Source organism: Natronomonas sp. (genome assembly GCF_036625485.1).
Classification (GTDB): Archaea; Halobacteriota; Halobacteria; order Halobacteriales; family Haloarculaceae; genus Natronomonas.
The window spans coordinates 1-18581 of the sequence record NZ_JAZKTR010000034.1; the positions used below are offsets into that span (position 1 = coordinate 1).

The window sequence follows — 18581 nt, forward strand, 5'->3', positions numbered from 1 at the left end:
GCCGGGAAGTCGAGATAGCTCCCGAACGGCCCCAGCGACCCGAACCCGGGGCCGATGTTCCCGAGGGTCGCAAGCGACGCGCTCATCGCTTCGAGCACGGACAGTTCGTACCCGACCCGGAGGCCGTCGAGAACGAAGAACATCGTCGCGACGGCGAAGAGCGCGATATACAGCAGCGTGAAGGCGAGGACGCCCTTGACCGATTCCTCGTCGACGACGTTGCCGCCGAGGCGGATCGGCTGGACGACGTCGGGGCGGGAAGCCTCGAGGAGTTCCCGGCGGGCCGCCTTGATGACGATAATCCAGCGGACGACCTTGATGCCGCCGCCGGTCGACCCCGCGGAGCCCCCGATGAACATCGTAAAGAGCAGGACGGCCTGCGCCGGGCCGTCCCACTGGGCGAAGTCGCTCGTCGCGAAGCCGGTCGAGTTCATCAGGGAGCCGATCTGGAAAGCGGCCTGTCGAAGGGCGTTTCCGGTGTTCCCCTGCGTGATGCCACCCAGCTCTTGAGCCGGGGCCGTCCCGCTGTATAAAAGGGACGCGAGAACGGCCGTCAGGACGGCGAGGGCGCCCGCGTACACCCGGAACTCGGTGTCACCGAGGAGGGTTCGGATGTCGCCGTCGAGTAGATGCCAGAACAGCGCGAAGTTCGTCCCGGCGACGACCATGAAGGGGATGAACACCCACTGGACGACCGCCGAGAAGGCGGCGATGCTGTCGGCCTGCGGGGAAAAGCCGCCGGTCGGCAGCGTCGAAAAGCCGTGAGCGACGGCGTTGAAGAGGTTCATGTTCGGGGCCAGACCGGCAAGATGGAGGCCATAGAGGATAAGCGTCAACAGAATGGTAAACCCGAAGTAGACCAGCCACAGCACGCGGGCCGTCTCCGCGATACGCGGGGTCAGTTTCTGAAGCCCCGGGCCGGGTGCCTCCTGTCGCATCAGTTCGGCGCCGTTGACCGCCAGTTCGGGGAGAATAGCGATCATCAGGACGATGATCCCCATCCCGCCGAGCCACTGTGTCAGTTGCCGCCACATCAACACCGCATGCGAGTGGCGGTCGGTCGATATCTCGCCCATCACGGTCGCCCCCGTCGTCGTGACGCCGGACATCGACTCGAAGAGCGCGTTGACCGGGTTAGCGAGCGTCGATGCCGTGCCGTAGCCCGCCAGCACGTAGGGAATCGCGGCGATGATAGCGACGACGAGCCAGGACGCGGCGACCAACAGGAGCGCCTCGGCGGCTTTCATATCCGGGTCGGGGTCGAGTCGCTCCAGCCCGACGCCCACCCCGACTGCGAACGCCATCGACACTGCGAAGACCCAGACGTCCTCCCAGTAGACGACCGATACCACGAGCGGAACGGCCATCGCGACGGCGAGGTACTTGATGACCGTTCCGACGAGACTCCCGGTCGCTCGCAGATCGACGCGTAATCTCATCCGTCCGCACCATCCATATCTCGGTGACTCTCGCTCGCCCCTAATGAGGAAATCGGTTGGCCAACGACGACCCCTACGACGTCCAGAAGGCCTTCGTGAACAGCACCAGTACCGGGATGATCTCGATGCGGCCGATCCACATCATGATGATCATCACGAACCGGGTCGACCGCGGATAGCTGGCGTAGGTCCCGTACGGGCCGGCATCACCGAAGGCCGGGCCGATGTTCAGGAACGTCGACGCGGCGCCGCTCATCGCCTCGAACTCCGAGACGGTCCCTGATCGTGCGCCGTCGACGACGACGACCACCGTCAGGAGGAAGAAGATGATGAGCACCAGAAGCAGGTACGCGAACGTATCTCGGATGGCGTCCTCGTCGACGCTCTTGCCGCTGATGCGCACCGGGCGGACCGCCTCGGGGTGGATGCTGGTGAAGAGGCCCCGTTTGAGCGATTTGACCGCGACGAGCCACCGGAGCGTCTTGATAGAACAGGTCGTCGACCCCGCCATCCCCCCGATGAACATACACAGAAACAGGACGTGCTTGGCCGCGGGCGACCACAGGTCGAAATCCACGCTCGCATAGCCAGTCGTCGTCACGATGGAGGCGATGTTGAAAAGCGCGTGGCGGAGGGCCTGCTCGGTCCCGTACTCGGTCGAGGGGTCGAAGACGAGCGCCGTGACGACCAGCGCCGTCCCGACGCCGACGATACCGAGATAGAAGTGGAACTCCTCGTTTCGGAGCAACCGCATCGGGTCGCCGTTGATGGCGAAATACAGCAACACGAAACTCGTCGACCCGACGAGCATGAAGGGGATGACCGCCCACTGGATAACGGGACTGAAAGCCCCGACGCTTTCGGGCTCCGGCGAGAAGCCGGCCGTCGAGACCGACGTGAAGGCGTGGGCGACGGCGTTGTACAGCCCCATGTTCGGAGCCAGTCCGACGAGATGCAGGCCGTAGTACACGGCGATAGCCAGCGTCGTCAGCGCGACGTACAACCCCCACAAGAGCCGCGCCGTCTGCGAGATACGCGGCGTCAACTTGTTGACGTTGCGGGTCTGGGTTTCCGTCTCCATCAACTGGGCACCACCGACGCCGAGTTCGGAGAGCACCGCCGTCACCAGAATGAGGATACCGAGCCCCCCGAGCCACTGGAGGACCTGCCGCCACATCAGGATCGATTTCGAATGGACCGAGAAATCCAGCAGCACCGTCGCGCCCGTCGTCGTCAGCCCGCTCATCGCCTCGAACATCGCGTCGACCGGATGGGAGAGGATGCCCGTCCCGGCGACGTAGAACGGTATCGCGCCGACGGCGGCCACGAGCAACCAGATGAGCGAAACCGCCAGAAACGCCTCCCGCGGGCCGAGGTTGCCGGGGTCGCCGGGAAGCTCCCGCATCGCCAGCCCCACGAGTAGCGTCACGGCGATGGCCGCCAGAAACGGAACGAGTGACTCACCGTAGTACACCGCGAGCGCCAGCGGAAACGACAACGGCCCGGCCAGATAGATGAGGACTCGCCCAGTGAGGTCGAGGCTCGCCCGCCAGTCGACGCGAACGTCCACCATTATGTCATCGAGGTTAGCTCGTCGACGAACGACGTCTCGACGAAGACGACGATGTGGTCGCCCACTTCGAGTACCGTCTCCCCTCTCGGGATGACGTTCTCGCCGTTTCGCGTGATGGCGCCGATGACGATATCTCCCTCGAGGTCGGCGACCGCCTCTTCTATCGGCCGGCCGACGAGCCGACAGTCCGCCGAGAGTTCGAGTTCGAGCACCTCGGCCTGGTCGTTTTCGAGTACCGAGACGTTCTCCGCGATTCCTTCGTGGGTGAATCGCGTGATTTCCTCGGCGGTGACCTGCCGCGGATTGATGGCGACGTCGATGCCGATCTCCTCGAACAGCGGGACGTAATCGGCGCTGTCGACGATAGCGACCACACGGTCCGTGCCGAGTCGCTTCGCCAGTACGGACACGAGCAGGTTCTTCTCGTCGGAATCCAGCGCCGCGACGACGATATCGGCCTCGTCGACGTGTTCCCGCGCGAGGAAATCGGTATCGGTCGCGTCGTGTTCCATCACGAGCGTGTTCGGCAACTCCTCGGCGAGATACCGCGCCCGCTCGTGGTTCTGTTCGATGAGCCGGGGCTTGAGGCCGCGTTCTTCGAGCAGGCGCGCGGTGTGATAGCCGATCTCCGAGCCGCCGATGATGACGATTTCGTCGGCCTCGCCCGGCGTCCTCTTGGGGGCAAGATCCGAGGCGAACTCCTGTACGCTCGTCGGACTCCCGATGACGACCGCTCGGTCGCCCGCCATGATCTCCGTCGAGCCGCGGGGCAGTATCATCTCGTCGTCCCGGAAGATGCCCGCGAAGGTCAGCGATTCGAAGCGGTCGGCCTCCGCGACGGTCTGGCCGGCGACCGGACTCTCCTCCATGATCTGGAATTCGGCCATCTGGACCTTTCCGCCGGCGAAGGGGTCGACGTCGACTGCGGCCGGGAGTCCGACCACCCGGACGACGTTCTCGGCGCTCAGCAGGTCCGAACAGACCATGAAGTCGACGCCGAAGGCCTCCTTGGTTATCTCCCACGTTCGGAGGTATTCGACGCTCTTCGTTCGGGCGATGGTGAAGGGGTCGGCGACGGTCTTCGCCGTCTCACAGGCGACGAGGTTCGTCTGGTCGTTGTCCGTGCTGGCGATGACCATATCCGTCCCTTCGATACCCGCCTTCCGGAGGATCGAAAGCGACGTGCCGTCCCCGGCGAGGGTCATCACGTCAAATTCGTATTTGAGTTGCTCGGCGCGGTCCTCGTCGATGTCGATAACGACGACATCGTGAGACTCGGCGAGGCTGCCCGCGATGGATGTCCCGACCTCGCCCGCACCGATGACAACGACGTGCATATCAGCCACGAGTCGGGCCGACGGTAAGTTCGTTACTATTGGTTCTGAGCCGGTCGGAAGGGGGTCAAGCAAGGCTGGGCCACGGATGTAGTGAGGGGATCACCTCACCTCGTAGGGTGTCACCAAGTAGTCTCGATGACATCGTGCTGTTCGAAGTACAGCCGAAGTTCGCGAATCGAGGTCACGACGAAGTCAGAGTGGTCTCTGACGACGGATTCAGCCTTGAACCCGATAGCCGTGCCGACGACCGCCCGCGTTTCCGTTGCCAGCCGGTACGCGAACGGCTGGTCCTCGTGTCGAACTCCCGGATAGATACCGGTCGAGTGGCAAGTCGACCGTGAGTCCAACAGGTAGTAGCCAATAAGGCGTTGGAGCGCCGAAGACGTGCCATGCCCAGCCACTCAGTGCTAATCGGCGAAGAGATGAACGAAAGCGAGCGCGAATCGTTCCTCTCGTCGAGGGGCCAGGGTGTATTGAGCATGGGCGTCGAAGACGAAGGGTACGGCATCCCGGTTTCGTTCGGCTACGATGACGATGATCGCCGAATCATTCTGGAATTCGTGAACGGACCCAAGAGTAAAAAGAAGACGTTTGCCGAAGCGTCCGAACAGGTGACGTTGACAGTATACGACTACGAGAGCGTTGATTCGTGGGAGAGTGTCATCGTAACCGGGACGATTCATCCCCTCGATGACGCGAACGTCTCCGACCGGTTTGCGTCCCTCTTTTTCGCACAGGCCGACGACGCCGCAGGCGAGCGTCGATGGGAAGACAGAGACGACATCGAACGAGTGTGGTACGAAATTCGGATCAGCGATATCTCAGGTCGCCGGAGTGAAGGCCTGCGGCCACGAAATCCGTGACGGACGAGTCGGCTCGAAGACACCGCCCGGAGCCCTCTCTCGTCGTCGCCCGTTCGGCTGCTTCGTCGCGTCCAGCTGGAATCGTCGTCGAGGTGGACCGACCGGATGCGAACCGAAACCAGGGTTAAATCCATGAAGGATAAACTATGGGCATGAGTCAGCCGATCAGATCGATTCTCGTGCCGACCGACGGGAGCGAGGGAGCCGAAATAGGAGCCCGACGTGGGGTCGACCTCGCAGCCTCGATCGGGGCGGACCTGCACGTGCTGTCAGCGGTGGATATCCGTGAGACCGAGCCGCCACTGTCGAATCTGAGTGCCGACGACAAACTCGAGCAGGAGCAACTACTCGAGGAACAGGCAGAACGTGCCGTCGACACTGTCGTGAGGCTCGCACGCAGCCATATTTCGGGTCGGATAACGACAACCGTCGAGCAAAGAACCCCGGTCCGGGCGATTACCGACTACGCCGATACCCACGATATCGACCTCATCGTCATGGGAACACACGGTCGGTCGGATCTCGAACAGGTGTTGCTCGGGAGCGTCGCGGAGAAGACACTCAGGACGTCGAGCGTTCCCGTCGTTACGGTTCCCCCAAGCGCGGACATCGAGGAGGTAGGCGAGGCGGTGTACGATGACATCCTGCTTCCAACAGACGGGAGTGAGGGTTCCGAAGCCGCAGTCGAGCTGGCACTCGCTTGGGCTGACGTGTACGATGCAACGCTACACACCCTCTATTCGGTCGATACGAGCCGATTCGCTGGCGTAGACGAAAGATCTCAGATTCACGACGCCCTCGAAGAGACCGGACGCGAGGCACTCGAAACCGTTCGTGAGCGTGCACGTGAAAGCGGCGTTAGCGTCGCAGGAAACATCGGGAACGGCCCTGCTGCACGTGTGATCCGTTCCTACAGCGAGGAACACGACATCGACATGGTCGTGATGGGAACGCATGGCCGCTCGGGTGTGAAACGCTATCTCATCGGGAGCGTCACCGAAACCGTCGTCCGGACTGCTGACATACCGATTTGCTGTGTTCCGATGGAAGAGCTATAATCCGGAGGGGAGCCGGACGCTCGATACCAGCCGACCTGTGGTTTTCCGTCAACAGTTCCTTGATTGACGGCGCTAACATCGAGTCATGGGACGCGAAGAAGCCGACGATTTCGAACCATCGGGCCGACAAGAGCGAGAAGTCGCTGGTGAATTGGCCGAAGAACGGACGGAGTTCGTCGGGATGATGCAGCATTTCTATCGCGGGGAACTGGGACGAACGACCGCCTGGCGAGCACGTATCGACCGGACGACGAACTGGGCGGTCGGCCTCATGGCGACGCTCATCACGTGGACGTTCTCCGGGGCCGACAACCCCCACTACATCATTCTCGGGAGTCTGGCCGTCGTGGCGGTGTTTCTCGTCGTCGAGGCGCGTCGGTACCGCATCTACGATATCTGGCGGTCCCGGGTCCGGCTCGTCGAGGAGAACGTCTTCGCCAATGCAGCCGATCCGGAGGGCGTTATTCACGAGCGATGGCGCGAACTGCTGGCAGACGATCTCAGGGACCCGCGACTCAAGGTACCGCTTTTCGAGGCACTGTCTCGCCGGCTGAAACGCGTGTATCTCCCACTGATGACCATCATCATCGGCTCATGGGTGGTACGAATCACGCTTTTTGCACCCGAGGGCGTCAGCCCCCTGGATGCCGCCTCGATCGACGCTATTCCCGGCCCGGCCGTCATCGTTGCCGTCGGTGCCTTTTATCTCGTGATAATCGGGATGACACTCTGGCCGACCGACCGTCAGGCGAAGGGAGAAAAACGGGAGGTTTCGGAGCAAACGAAGCGATGGGGAGAGAGGTGACCGACCGTACAAAGGGAATCACGCGACGTCGGGCGCGTGTGCATCGGTCTCGGAGCTTGAGACCGGCCCCGTGGTTATTCGGGAGTTCCGGCGAAATATTCGAAGTATGACCGAATCAGACCTCATCGAGGCCGTCTTTCGTTCGAGCGACGTCACGTCCCGAGAGCAGGCCGAAGCGGTGACGCGTGCGACCCTCCGGAACCTTGGACGGGGCCTCTCCGTCGGTGAGGCCCGTGATCTCGCTGCGCCCCTTCCCCCAGGTCTCTCGGAGGAACTCGTCGAGGTCGAGCGAAAGCAGGCTAAACCGATGGCCTACGAGGAATTCCTCGAGCAGGTAGCCGAGGAGGCGGACCTCCCGGAAGAAACGGTACAGCAGTACGTCCGAGTAGTAGTGGGAGTCCTCGCTGGACGCGTCGGCAAGGAAGAACTCGAGAACGCCCGGGCCCAGTTACCACCGAACTACGACCGAGTCTTCGGCACCGACCGACCGCCGTCGGCCGCCCCTTCGTCGCTGTTGCCATCGAGGGCGCCGAGTTCGAGCCGACCGTCGACGCCGAAGCGACCATTCGATCGACCCTCGAGACGCTGGGCGAGCGGCTCTCCCGAGGCGAGGCCGAAGACCTCTCACAGTATCTCGAGGGGGAGGCGCAACAGTGGCTGCTCGACCAAGCATCGACAGATGCAGCGGATTTCTCCGCGGATGCGTTCGTCGACCGGGTCGTCAGGCGGGCAGACGTCTCCGGGGAAACGGCACGAAAAGCGATCCGCACCGTGGGTGCGGCACTGTCCGACGTCGTTCCACCCGAAGAAATGGAGAGAGCCCTCGACCAGCTCCCTGCCGAGTTCGACTCGCTTCTGGGTCTCGAGGAGTAATCGCGAGGATCAAACGTCCGGGCCGATGCGTTTGACGCGCCCTTGGGCACCGGATTTGAGCTTCACGAGGATCCCCTCGGGATGGGTTCGTTCGTCGGTGAGGATGGCACCGACGTCGCCGACGATACGGTCGCCATTCTCCTGTTCGATTTCGACGGTCATTCCCTCGACGAGTTCGTTCCGCGTCGGTAGGTCGGCTGACATACGTGTTTTATCGAGCTTGAACTTCTTAGAAGGAGGTGTCGTTCCCGAAAGCTAGGAAGTACCGACACGATTCGGCAGTGACTGGCGGGCGGCAGCGGCGTCGACGGACTAGTCGTTTATACGGGTTCGTGTGCTTTGTCGGTCGTATGTGTGGTAGAGCGATACTGACAAACCAACGACCGGTGCGGGTCCGACAGAGGCAGGCGGGTGTTCGCGGCCATCGACGGATTTCGATCGGTCGGACCGAAGGGGAAGTGCTCACGACGCTCGTGTCCGACGCTCGAGACCGATTTATCACCCTGTCCTCGTCATGACGTATCCAGTGAGTGTCACACGAGTCGAGTCCGATCCGGTCGTTTCACGGACGACCGAGTTCGTCGAACGGAAGGGGCTCGGCCATCCGGACACCCTCTGTGACGGGATCGCAGAAGCGGTCTCGCGGGCCCTCTCGCAGCGATATCTCGAGGAGTTCGGGCGGGTGCTTCACCACAACACCGACAGCGTCCAGCTCGTCGCTGGCGATACTGCCCCCGCGTTCGGAGGCGGTGAGATTCGCGAGCCACCGACGCTGTATCTGGGCGGTCAAGCGACCCAACGCGTCGGCGAGACGGCGGTCCCCGTCGCGGATATCGCCGAAACCGCCGCCCGTGAGTACATGGCGTCGAATCTGGAGTTACTGCCGGCCGACCGCGTGGAGGTCGTCGTCGACGTCAGTGAGACATCGAGCGACCTCGAAGCGCTCTTCGAACGGGACGAACACGTGAACGCCAACGATACCAGCGTCGGCGTCGGCTACGCGCCATTCTCGGAGACCGAACGCATCGTCCGAACGCTTGAACCACGAGTGCGGGAGGAATCGACCGCGGTCGGCGAAGACGTCAAAATCATGGGCATCCGGTCGGATGGAGAACTGCATCTCACGGTCGCAGCCGCCGTGATCGGCCGACGGGTGGCCAGCATCGAGGCGTATCTCGACGTCGTCAAATCGATCCGAGAACTCGCCGAGCAACACGCACGGGACCGGACTGACCTTGACGTTGCTGTCAACGTGAACACGGCCGACGACCCGGATGCGGGCGAGGTTTACCTGACCGAAACCGGCCTATCGGCCGAGACCGCCGACGACGGCGCCGTCGGTCGGGGAAACCGTAATAACGGCCTGATAACGCCGCACCGCCCGATGAGTATCGAGGCGACGGCGGGCAAAAACCCGGTGAGCCACGTCGGCAAACTCTACAACCTGCTGGCGACACGTACCGCCGAGCAGGTCGCGACCGAACTCGATGCCGATTACGCGGAGATCTCTCTTTGCTCGGAGATCGGGTCGCCGATTACGAAGCCGCTGGCTGCCGATGTGGTGACGACAGTCGATGACACCGATGCGGTGACACGGCTCGTTCGAGACGAGATTTCCCGAATCGAAGCCCTGACCGAACGGGTTCTCGCGGGTGAGGTCGATCTGTTCTGAGTGGAGACTCCCAGGCACGTCGACAGCGATACATCCGACAAACGAGCGAAGGGAAATGCGGCGTCGGACTCTCGGACGGACTCGGTTTCGAAGCAAGCCGAGCTTCGTAGTGAAACCGGCCGCACGGTTTGTAGCGAGCGATAACACGGGCGTCGTCGGCTCCGTCGCGATACCGTCCGAAGCTACAGCTGCTGAATCAGCGGGCGAAGAAAAGCCGATGGAAGAACAACGAGAGGGTCGCTACTCGTTGCCGAACATCTCGCGCATCATCGGATGCATCTCCATCATCTGCTCTTCGGCGATCTCCTCGTAGAGCTTGTAGGTGATGGAGACGGTCAGCAGGAGGCCGGTCCCGGTGACCTGCCCGATGGTACCGAGCATGTTCGCCATCACGGCGAGTAGCCCGACCAGGGCACCGCCGATGACGGTGACCTGCGGGATGTAACGTTCGAGCACCTTCTCGGTGACACCGGGCGACTGCCGGAAGCCGGGGATCTGCATACCGGAGTTCTGGATCTGCTTGGCGGTCGCGTGCGGACCCATGCCCGTCGTTTCGACCCAGAAGATGGCGAAGACGGCGCCACCGACGAGCATGAACGTCAGGTCGACGCCGACCCGAACCATGATCTGCCATGGTTCGGCAGAGGTCTGACCAAGCCACCACATCCAGTCTTCCGGCGAGTAGATCGGTGCGATGTAGTAGAACAACCCACCGGTCGGTTCGGCGAAGCCACCGGCCTCGGGACTGGTGTAGTCGCCGAGCCACAGCGGCATACCGGTCCACTGGGCGTTGAGGATGCGGCCCAGGAACTGGACGTTGGCCTGCAGCGCCCGAACGAGGATCATCGGCAGGACGCTGGCGTAGATGAGTTTCACCGGGAACCGCCCACGGGCGCCCTTGACGCGGGCGTGACTGAGCGGAATCTCGACCCGGACGGATTCGGCGTAGACGACGATACTGAAGATGAGTACCGTCGTGATCAGCGCCAGCAGTTCGCCGGGGCCGATGAAGAGGTCGACCAGACCGGACCGCGTCAGCGGCGAGCCCATCTCGACCTCACCGGTGAGGATGCCCCACCAGCGCGGGAAGAAGCCGACGTAGCCGGCATCGACACCTCGCCAGGCGATGAAACCGCCGATGAGTCGCTGGCTGATACCGGCGATAATGAAGAGGCCGATACCGGAGCCGACGCCCCATTTCGAAACGACCTCGTCCATGTACAGGATCAACATCCCGCCGACGAAGATCTGGGCGAACATGATCCAGCCCAGTATCGTCGTCGAGATGCCGAGCGCACCGGCGATCTGCGGGCTCGGCTGAAGGAAGCCGGCGAACACCATCGGCAGCGCCGTCAGCGCCGTCATGACGATGACGAGCAGCTTCTGGAGGCCCTGATAGATGGCCTGGTCCCGCGGGTTCTCCTCGGTGTCCAACCCGAGCAGGTCCGCACCACCGAGCAGTTGCAGCACGATGGATGCCGTGACGATGGGACCGATACCGACCTGCAGTATCGAACCCTGCGACCCGGCGAGGATCGTTCGGAACTGCCCGAAGATGTCGGAGTTCTGCCCGAGTCCGTAGATCCCGACGTTGGTCAGGAAGAAATACAACACCAAGATGCCCGCAGTCCAGCCCAGCTTGCGCTTGAAAGGGACGTGACCCGTCGGGCGCTTGACGGCGGGCAACCGCGTGAGTATCGGTTCGGCGGCCTCCTTCCAGCTCATTACGCTTCCTCGTTATCCTCTTCGGTTGAGTCTTTTTCGGCTTCCTCGGCGAGTTCCTCGCCGCGCTCGGAGAGGACGGCCTCGCCGCCGGCCTCTTCGAGGGCTTCCTCGGCGTCGGCGGAGAAGGCGTCGGCGACGACCTCCAGGGCGTTGTGGACCTGTCCACCGCTGAGCACCTTCACGAGGTCGACGTCGTAGCCGTTCTCGACCACGTCGCGTGCGTCGACGGCGTAGCCGTCTCCGGACTCCTCGCCGACGTCCTCGGCAACGAGAAGCGCGATGTCCTCGTCGAGTTCGCGGAGGTTGATGGTCTCGACGTCCCGGTCGGTCTTCTGGGGACGCTTGAAACCGGACTTGCCGAGCGGTTCGTAGTTGTGATACTCGTGTTTGTCACGGCCCGCACGGCCGCGCCCGCCGCGATTGCCGGCGCCACGCCGGTTCTTGTGGGTACCGCCGCCGTGCGTTCGGGAACCGCGCTGTCGTCGTTTCTTGGAAGTCATTATCGCATCGCCTCCAGGAGTGCGTCGATGTCCTCGGTGGAGTGGGGGCCGAGCTGGCCGCCCTCCTTCGTCGGGTGTTTGACGCCGTCGTGGCCGCCGCGCGGCGGGTGCAGACGGAGCGTCGGCGACAGTCCCTGCTCTTGGAGCTTGGTCTCCTCGTCGAGGAGCGCTTCCGCGAGCGCGGAGACGTCGTCGTAGTCGGTGTTCTCGGCGACCCACTCGTCGTCGATATCGGCGTCACCCTCCGCGGGCTCGCCGCGAAGCGTGATGAGCCGCTCGACGGTCTCCTGGGACGGCTCGCCGTGAGCCACCCAGTCGTTTACCTTCGTCACCATGCCACGGTAGGCGTCCGTATCAGGGACGAGCGTCGCGTGGTTGACACGGTGGAGGTTCAGCATCGAGAGGGTGTCCACTACCTTCTCGCTCTGATTGACCTCGCCACGGAGCTGAACGATCGCTTTCATCATTCGATCACCTCACGCTTTTCGAGGGTGCGCTCGGGAATCCGCGCCTCCGCGGTCGCTCGCAGGGCGTTGAACGTCGCCTTCGCGAAGTTGACCGTGGTACGCGTGTTCCCGCTGGAGCGCGTCCAGATGTCCTCGATACCCGCGAGTTCGAGGACCTTCCGGGACGTTTCACCGCCCGCGAGACCGAGGCCTCGCGGGGCGGGCTGGAGCTCTACCTCGACGGAACCGGCCTTGCCCTCGGTGCGCAGCGCGACCGTATGCGGACGGCCACAGCCACACTCCCAGGACCCACAGCCGCGGGAGACGTCGACGATGTTCAGTTTGGCCACGTTGATGGCCTTCTGGATCGCACCGCCGACCTGGTCGTCACGGCCCTGCGCGTAGCCGACGAAGCCGTCGCGGTTACCGACCGCGACGACACACCGGAACTTCACGCGGCGGCCGGAGTCGGTCATCCGCTGGACCATGTTGATGTCGAGTACCTCGTCTTCCAGTCCGGGGAGGAGCTGGTCGACGATCTCCGGTTCCTTCAGCGGGAGGCCCGATTCGAGGGCGTCCCGCATCGAGGTGATATCTCCCTCTGCTACTTTTCGTCCGAGCCGCGTTCGCGGCTCCCATCCGTTACTCATAGTTCATCCTCCAGGCGCTCTCGCACCTCATCGAAGTGATCGGGTAGTTCCGTGGCGTCGAAGTCGCCGGAATAGAGGCCGCCTTCCTGCTCGGCGTACTCCGCAATGTGCGAACCACGCGTTCGCTGCCAGTCAGCGAACACGTCGTCGTTGTGCGGGATCTCCAGACCGGCGTCGATTGCGCCTTCCTGTACTGCGAATGCCTTGTTGCCGGGCGTCGCGGTGTTGAGACCGATGTCGAGGACGGCCTCTTCGAGGCCAGCCTCGACTGCGCGCTTGCCCGCGAGAAAGCCCGTCAGGTAGGCGGCGGGCAGATTGCCCGTCGGCGCCTCCCAGCCGAACTCCTCGAGGTCGAGCGATTCCGCGCTCGCGACGGTCTCGTCACCTTCGGGGCCCGTTACGACCAGCTGCGCCCTGGTTTGGTTGTTGCTCTTGCGAGCGACCAGGCGTGGCTTGCCGGATTTCAGCAGGCGCAACCTTTGATGGTAATCCGTTCGGGCCTCGCGGCGACGCCGCATCGGCACCTTGTATCGTGGTCCTGTCGCCATTATTGTTCACCGTAAGTATCGTCGATGTACCGCGTCAGGTCCGCGACGCTGTCGAACTCGCCACCGCTGGCCATGTCGTACAGTTCGCGGTACTGACTGCGGTCGATTTCACCGTCATCGCGCAGGTCGCGGAGTTCGTTCCGCTGTGCGCGGATGCGGCTCTGCCAATCCTCCTTGTCGCTCTGTCGGGCGCCGGACTTGCCCTTCCGGGTCCCGTGACCCTTCTGGTGGCCGTAGGAGCGCTTCTGTGCGCGCTCGCGGGCCTGCCCGCGGGAGTTACCCTGCGAGTCCGTCGCCTCGATGACGCCCTCGTCGATGAGTTCGCGGACGTCATCGCGGGTGATGGCGTCGGCGATCTCGCTTTGGGACTCGGGGTCGAACCGAACGCGGGTCTCGCCGACGTCCAGAATGTCTGCCGCCAGTCGCTTCTGTGCTTTCAGGTCAGTCATTCTTCGACCTCCACTTCGACGTAGGTGGGGTTGAGCACGCGAATGCCCTCGTCTTCGGCGACCTCTTCGATGCGCTCGCGCTTGCGAGCGCCGACGGTCGAACCGATACGAACCGCTTCGGTGTCACCGTCGACGCCGTCGAGGTCGTCGACGTTCTCGACGCGGACTTCCTCGAAGCCGCTGGGGTGCTTGCCGCGCACCGCCTTCGGCGTCCGGAAGCCGGCCTGGACCTTGTCGCCCTTGCCTTTGACGCCACGTCGCTGCTTGGAGCGGTCACCGCGCGGCTTCCGCCACGAGGTAGGCGTCCGCTTTTTCTTGTGGTAATCCTGCCGGTTGAACTGCGGCTTGCCCTCGCGTTTCCGCTGCTTGAGGAGTCGCTCCTCGTTCTCGCTGAGGTCGGGCGTCTTGTCCGCGAGCCCGCGGGGCTGCAGTTCCGTCTCCACGTCTTCGGCCGGCTCTTCTTCGGCTTCTTCCGGCTCTTCCTCTTCGACTTCGGCCTCGGTTTCCTCGGCGACCTCGAGGCCACCGACGTCGGCTTTGATACGCGCGGCGAGCGCGTTGCCGATACCGTTGACTTCCGCGAGTTCGTCCTGGGACGCCTCGCGGACGTCGTCGACCGTCTCGAAGCCCGCCTCTTCGAGGGCTTCCGCCTTCGAGGGGCCAACACCGCTGATGTCGGTCAGTTCTTCGTAATCTTCGCTTTCGCTCATCAGACCTCACCTCGCTCGGGCATCTCCGTGATGTACACGCCGTCCTGGAAGACGCGCGTGTCCTTGTCGGGGACGCGAGTGAGTTGTTCGATGTCGGCCGCCGTCTGGCCGACGTCCTCGATGCTGGGGCCGCTGATCGTCAGCTCTTCGCCGTCCACCGAAACCTCGGTGTCGCCGCGGATCGTCGTCCGTCGCGGCGCCTTCTCACCCAGGAAGTTCTCGATGACGACCTCGTCGCCTTCGACGGCGACCTGCATCGGGAAGTGGGAGTAGTAGACTTCCATCCCGTACTCCCAGCCCTCGGTCACACCGCGGAACATGTTGGTGATGTGGCTGGCGAAGGTGCCGACGGTTGCCTCGGCCTTGGCGTTCTCTTCCTCGGTCTCGATGACGACGGTGCCGTCCTCGACGCTCACGCTCACGTCGGGGTACCAGAGGCGTCGCGAGACGCTCCCGTTGGGCCCCTCGACGCTGATGTCGAGGTGGTCCATCGTCGCCGTGACCTCGTCCGGAATGTCGATTTCCTTTCGCATGGTTCAGTATACGTATGCGATCACCTGGCCACCGATGCCCGCCTCTCGGGCCTCGTAGTGGCTCATGACGCCGTGGCTCGTCGTGACGATGAGTGCCCCGTAGTCGCGGGCGGGGAGGAACCGTTTCTCCCACTTCTCGAATTCGTCTGCGCCCGCCGAATAGCGGGGCTTGACGGCGCCACACTCGTTGATCGCGCCTTTCAGTTCGACCTCGAATCGGCCGGATTTGCCGTCATCGACGAACTGGAATCCGTCGATGTACCCGCGGTCGTAGAAGACCTCGAGTACCGAGCCGATTTCGTTCGAGGCGGGCTGTATCGTCTGGTCCAGATGGCCGACGCTCTCGGCGTTATCGAGGCCGGAGAGCGCGCTTGCCAGTGGGTCGTTTGTCGCCATTGTTAGCTGTACTTTTTGAAGCCCATGCCACGAGCGACTTCTCGGAAGCACTGTCGGCACAGCCAGATGTCGTACTTGCCGACGAGTCCTTGTTCGCGCCCGCAGCGCTGGCATTCCTCGAGCTGGCCCGTTCGCTTTGCGGCCTGCTCGCCTGTTTCTTGTTCCGTCATTCGGAGACCTCCACGTCGTAGTTCGCTTCGAGGTACGCGATAGCGTCCTCGGCTGTCAGTCGGTGCTTCGACGGGATCGGCTGGGACATCTTGTCCCGCTTGCTCACACGGTAGCCCGGGCGGACCATGTTGACGGTCACGTCGAGGCCGTAGATACCGATCTGGGGGTCGTACTCCTGGCTCGGGAACTCGGTGTGTTCCTCGATGCCGAAGCTGAAGTTCCCCGTCTCGTCGAACTGCGATGCGTCGATTTCGGCGATGGCCAGTGCGGTCTCGAGGAACGCCTCGGCGTCCTCTCCGCGGAGCGTGACCTTCGCACCGATGGGGTCGCCCTCTCGGATGTTGAAGTCCTGCACCGTCTTCTTGGCCGTCGTACGGACGGGCTGTTGGCTCGTGACCTCGCCGAGGATGTCCTCGGCGGTCGCGAGCGGTTCACCGCCCTCGCCGATGCCCATGTGAACGACGACCTTCTCGACGGAGGGTTCACGCATCTCGTGGAACTCGCCCGATTCGGATTCCGAGCTCATTCGTCGTCACCTCCGTCATCGCGGCTGTCGCCGCTCGACTCTTCCGGTTCGGAGTCCGAACCGCCTGTGAAGTTCTCGTCGATAACGACGACGTACTCTTCGACCGTCTCGAAGTCCTCGCCGTCGTTGGCGTCGATCTGGACGTTGTTCGACCCGGAGCCAGGCGTGACCTGGATCGTGTCGATGGTACCGATTCGGCCGGCGTGTGCGCCACGAACGGCCGTCACCAGCGCGCCCTCCTCGTAGGTGAAGTGGGCGACGATCTCGTCGTCGTCGTTGGAGACGACGATGGAATCGTTGGTGCTGTATCCGGCGTCGTCGTCGACGAGCAGGGTCTGCCCGTCGTGCAGCGTCAACTGCGTGTCGCCGCCGGGCACCTGCGTCTTGCCGGCGATCTTACCGAGTTTCGAGCCTGCCGCGTCCTCGTCGATGGGGGTCAGCGAGAGCCGACCGCCTTCGTCGGGGAAGACACGGTAGAACTCCTCGCGTTCGACGAACGCGAGGATGTCGAACATCCCGATGGGGATGCGGTCGTCGGAGACGGCCTTCCCGTTGACGAGAACGCTGTCCTGTTCGAGCGCGTAGCGCGCTTCCTTCTTCGAGTCGACGTAGCCGAGCACGTCACGCAGGACGATGAGCAGGGGAACCCCCTCCTCGCCGTGCGGACCCGCACCGGCCTTCGTCGTGTACGTCTCTTCTTTCCGTTCGACCGGCCACGACTTGGGAACCGCGAGCCGTTTCTGGTGCTTCGTCATTCGTTATCCTCCTCCAGTCGCGCCTCGCGGAGGTCGTCGGAGAGGTCCAGGTCGGTCACCTGAACGTTACTGGCGTCGAGCGGCCGGGGGACCTCTTCCCCGTCGGCCGTCTCGATGGTCACGTCTTCGACGTGAATCTCCGCGGCGCGGAGGTCGACGTTGACGACGTCACCGGACTCGCCGGCGAAGTCACCACGCTGGACCTCCACGGTGTCGCCCGCGTTGACGCGGACGCTCCGCTGGCCGTACTCCTCGCGGAGTTCCGGCGACAGCGGCGAACGGACCTGCTTCTGCTTGTCGTGCAGCGAGGCGCGCTCCTGTCGGTTGCGCTGTTTGTGTGGTTGCTCAGTCATTGCTATACGATCATTGTCGCCGTGCTGGCGATGCTCCCGAACCGCTCTGCGACCTCACGGGCGATCGGGCCCTTGAGTTCGGTCCCACGCGGTTCCTCGTTCTCGTCGATGATGACGGCCGCGTTGTCCTCGAACTTGAGGCGCGTGCCGTCGGGACGGCGGATGGGCTTTCGCTGCCGGATGATAACCGCTTCCAGCACCTGCCGCCGCATCTCCGGCGTCCCCTTCGTCACCGAGACGGTGATCTTGTCACCGAGGCCCGCCTTGGGGTGGCGGTTCTTGGTACCCGAGTAGCCGGAGATCGAGATGACCTTCAGCTCACGGGCGCCCGTGTTGTCGGCACAGGTGATGAGGGAGCCTTTCTCGAGGCCCTGCGTAACGTCAGCGTTGAGTGCTTCCATTATTCCTCACTCTCCTGTACTTCGACGACCACGTGGCTCTTCGTCTTCGAGAGCGGACGGGTCTCCGCTAGTTTCACTTCGTCGCCGACCGAGAGCGGTTCCAGTACCTCCGGCACGTGTGCCGGGATTCGCGACCGTCGCTTCATGAGACGGTCGTATTTGGGTACGTTCACCTCGTACTCTCGCTCGACGACGACGGTACGGTCCATATCGGTCGAGACGACCGTCCCCTCGATGATCTGCCCGCGGACGGGCAGGTCACCGAAGAAGGGACAGGTCTCGTAATCGTACTCCTCCGGATTTTCGGGTTCCGGAGGCTGTTTTACGTCGAGTCCTATTGCCATAGTGAACCTCCTTTGAGTTCGGTGCGTCGAGCGGGCCGTGCGACGAGTCGGTCGCCCTCGACGACGACTGCGGTGTCATCGAGTTCGAACCGGAACGTCGCATCCGCTTTCGGCACCTGTTTGATCCCGTCGCCCGCCGCCACGAGCAACGTGTGCATCGTCTCGTCGACGACACGCCCGGCTATCCCGACCAGGTCGGGGTTGGGCGAGTCAACGACCTCGACGTCGAGGCCGGCGAGTTCGTGGCGGACGAGCGAATCGGGATTCATTCTTCGAGATCGCCCTCCTCGCGCTGCACCGTCTTGAGACGGGCGATGGTCTTCTTGAGTTCGCCGATGCGTCCCGGGTTCTCCGGGGCACCACCGGCAGCCAGGACGGCCTTCTCGTTGAGAAGCTCCGTCTCGAGCTGTTCGAGTTCCGCCTCGCGTTCGGCGGGCGTCATGTCGCGGATCTC

The 18581-nt window shown here is 63.3% G+C and carries 25 protein-coding genes and 2 pseudogenes; 6 read left to right on the forward strand and 21 right to left on the reverse strand.

All coding sequences use genetic code 11. From position 1 onward, the window contains the following. The 3 genes from V5A53_RS05300 to trkA all read right to left on the reverse strand — a co-directional run. Positions 1–1439 (reverse strand): TrkH family potassium uptake protein (locus V5A53_RS05300; protein ID WP_332312535.1); only part of this gene is annotated, 1439 nt, incomplete at its 3' end. Positions 1440–1512: 73 nt separating this feature from the next. Next, on the reverse strand, positions 1513–3012 hold the full coding sequence (locus V5A53_RS05305; RefSeq protein WP_332312536.1) for a TrkH family potassium uptake protein: 1500 nt from the start codon (positions 3010–3012) through the stop codon (positions 1513–1515). Further along, positions 3012–4349 (reverse strand): Trk system potassium transporter TrkA, encoded by a 1338-nt coding sequence (trkA, locus tag V5A53_RS05310; RefSeq protein ID WP_332312537.1) that lies wholly within the window; start codon positions 4347–4349, stop codon positions 3012–3014. Before trkA ends, V5A53_RS05305 begins: the two co-directional genes overlap by 1 nt. A gap of 422 nt (positions 4350–4771) precedes the next feature. On the opposite strand from trkA, the gene V5A53_RS05315 reads away from it, so the two are divergent. The 5 genes and pseudogenes from V5A53_RS05315 to V5A53_RS14555 all read left to right on the forward strand — a co-directional run bounded on the left by V5A53_RS05315 (position 4772) and on the right by V5A53_RS14555 (position 7948). Beyond that, positions 4772–5212 (forward strand): pyridoxamine 5'-phosphate oxidase family protein, encoded by a 441-nt coding sequence (locus V5A53_RS05315; protein ID WP_332312555.1) that lies wholly within the window; start codon positions 4772–4774, stop codon positions 5210–5212. 152 nt (positions 5213–5364) lie between these two features. Beyond that, on the forward strand, positions 5365–6270 hold the full coding sequence (locus V5A53_RS05320; RefSeq protein ID WP_332312538.1) for a universal stress protein: 906 nt from the start codon (positions 5365–5367) through the stop codon (positions 6268–6270). A gap of 85 nt (positions 6271–6355) precedes the next feature. Further along, positions 6356–7075 (forward strand): DUF2270 domain-containing protein, encoded by a 720-nt coding sequence (locus tag V5A53_RS05325; protein WP_332312539.1) that lies wholly within the window; start codon positions 6356–6358, stop codon positions 7073–7075. A gap of 106 nt (positions 7076–7181) precedes the next feature. Then, positions 7182–7529, forward strand: a pseudogene (locus V5A53_RS14550) (DUF2267 domain-containing protein); the annotation flags it as partial. Positions 7530–7594: 65 nt separating this feature from the next. After that, complete coding sequence (locus V5A53_RS14555) at positions 7595–7948, forward strand: DUF2267 domain-containing protein (RefSeq protein WP_442928677.1); 354 nt, start codon at positions 7595–7597, stop codon at positions 7946–7948. Positions 7949–7957: 9 nt separating this feature from the next. Here the strand turns inward: V5A53_RS14555 and V5A53_RS05330 are convergent, their stop codons facing one another. Continuing rightward, a complete protein-coding gene (locus V5A53_RS05330) occupies positions 7958–8152 on the reverse strand; it encodes a DUF2196 domain-containing protein (protein WP_332312540.1) in 195 nt (64 codons plus the stop codon). 322 nt (positions 8153–8474) lie between these two features. On the opposite strand from V5A53_RS05330, the gene V5A53_RS05335 reads away from it, so the two are divergent. Then, a complete protein-coding gene (locus V5A53_RS05335; protein WP_332312541.1) occupies positions 8475–9620 on the forward strand; it encodes a methionine adenosyltransferase in 1146 nt (381 codons plus the stop codon). 240 nt (positions 9621–9860) lie between these two features. On the opposite strand, the gene secY is transcribed toward V5A53_RS05335, so the two are convergent. The 17 genes and pseudogenes from secY to rpmC form a co-directional block, all read right to left on the reverse strand. Further along, positions 9861–11345, reverse strand: coding sequence for a preprotein translocase subunit SecY (gene secY / locus V5A53_RS05340; RefSeq protein ID WP_332312542.1), 1485 nt, complete (start codon positions 11343–11345; stop codon positions 9861–9863). Next, positions 11345–11845, reverse strand: coding sequence for an uL15m family ribosomal protein (locus V5A53_RS05345; RefSeq protein ID WP_332312543.1), 501 nt, complete (start codon positions 11843–11845; stop codon positions 11345–11347). The genes secY and V5A53_RS05345 overlap by 1 nt, the downstream gene beginning before the upstream one ends. Then, positions 11845–12309 (reverse strand): 50S ribosomal protein L30, encoded by a 465-nt coding sequence (locus V5A53_RS05350; RefSeq protein ID WP_332312556.1) that lies wholly within the window; start codon positions 12307–12309, stop codon positions 11845–11847. Before V5A53_RS05350 ends, V5A53_RS05345 begins: the two co-directional genes overlap by 1 nt. Continuing rightward, a complete protein-coding gene (locus tag V5A53_RS05355; RefSeq protein ID WP_332312544.1) occupies positions 12309–12941 on the reverse strand; it encodes a 30S ribosomal protein S5 in 633 nt (210 codons plus the stop codon). The genes V5A53_RS05350 and V5A53_RS05355 overlap by 1 nt, the downstream gene beginning before the upstream one ends. Further along, positions 12938–13489 (reverse strand): 50S ribosomal protein L18, encoded by a 552-nt coding sequence (locus tag V5A53_RS05360; protein WP_332312545.1) that lies wholly within the window; start codon positions 13487–13489, stop codon positions 12938–12940. Before V5A53_RS05360 ends, V5A53_RS05355 begins: the two co-directional genes overlap by 4 nt. Further along, a complete protein-coding gene (locus V5A53_RS05365) occupies positions 13489–13938 on the reverse strand; it encodes a 50S ribosomal protein L19e (RefSeq protein ID WP_332312546.1) in 450 nt (149 codons plus the stop codon). Before V5A53_RS05365 ends, V5A53_RS05360 begins: the two co-directional genes overlap by 1 nt. Next, positions 13935–14648 carry a 50S ribosomal protein L32e gene (locus V5A53_RS05370; protein WP_442928592.1) on the reverse strand — a complete coding sequence of 238 codons (714 nt, stop codon included), beginning with the start codon at positions 14646–14648 and terminating at the stop codon, positions 13935–13937. Before V5A53_RS05370 ends, V5A53_RS05365 begins: the two co-directional genes overlap by 4 nt. Further along, positions 14648–15181, reverse strand: a complete 534-nt coding sequence (locus V5A53_RS05375) for a 50S ribosomal protein L6 (protein WP_332312547.1) — start codon at positions 15179–15181, stop codon at positions 14648–14650. Before V5A53_RS05375 ends, V5A53_RS05370 begins: the two co-directional genes overlap by 1 nt. Before the next feature lie 3 nt (positions 15182–15184). Next, positions 15185–15577, reverse strand: a complete 393-nt coding sequence (locus V5A53_RS05380) for a 30S ribosomal protein S8 (protein ID WP_178288936.1) — start codon at positions 15575–15577, stop codon at positions 15185–15187. Between the two features lie 2 nt (positions 15578–15579). After that, on the reverse strand, positions 15580–15747 hold the full coding sequence (locus tag V5A53_RS05385) for a 30S ribosomal protein S14 (protein ID WP_178288937.1): 168 nt from the start codon (positions 15745–15747) through the stop codon (positions 15580–15582). Beyond that, positions 15744–16274 carry a 50S ribosomal protein L5 gene (locus V5A53_RS05390; RefSeq protein WP_332312548.1) on the reverse strand — a complete coding sequence of 177 codons (531 nt, stop codon included), beginning with the start codon at positions 16272–16274 and terminating at the stop codon, positions 15744–15746. The genes V5A53_RS05385 and V5A53_RS05390 overlap by 4 nt, the downstream gene beginning before the upstream one ends. After that, complete coding sequence (locus V5A53_RS05395; protein WP_332312549.1) at positions 16271–17029, reverse strand: 30S ribosomal protein S4e; 759 nt, start codon at positions 17027–17029, stop codon at positions 16271–16273. The genes V5A53_RS05390 and V5A53_RS05395 overlap by 4 nt, the downstream gene beginning before the upstream one ends. Beyond that, positions 17026–17382, reverse strand: coding sequence for a 50S ribosomal protein L24 (gene rplX / locus V5A53_RS05400; protein ID WP_332312550.1), 357 nt, complete (start codon positions 17380–17382; stop codon positions 17026–17028). Before rplX ends, V5A53_RS05395 begins: the two co-directional genes overlap by 4 nt. Positions 17383–17384: 2 nt before the next feature. Beyond that, the gene (locus tag V5A53_RS05405) at positions 17385–17783 is read right to left on the reverse strand and encodes a 50S ribosomal protein L14 (protein ID WP_332312551.1); all 399 of its coding nucleotides are present in this window, start codon (positions 17781–17783) and stop codon (positions 17385–17387) included. A gap of 11 nt (positions 17784–17794) precedes the next feature. Continuing rightward, positions 17795–18127: pseudogene (locus tag V5A53_RS05410) on the reverse strand (30S ribosomal protein S17); the annotation flags it as partial. Continuing rightward, positions 18118–18396: a ribonuclease P protein component 1 gene (locus V5A53_RS05415; protein ID WP_332312553.1), complete on the reverse strand. Its 279-nt coding sequence runs from the start codon at positions 18394–18396 to the stop codon at positions 18118–18120. The pseudogene V5A53_RS05410 and the gene V5A53_RS05415, both read right to left, overlap by 10 nt. Next, positions 18393–18581, reverse strand: a 189-nt coding sequence (gene rpmC, locus V5A53_RS05420) for a 50S ribosomal protein L29 (protein ID WP_332312554.1), incomplete at its 5' end; no start/stop codon positions are given. The genes V5A53_RS05415 and rpmC, both read right to left, overlap by 4 nt.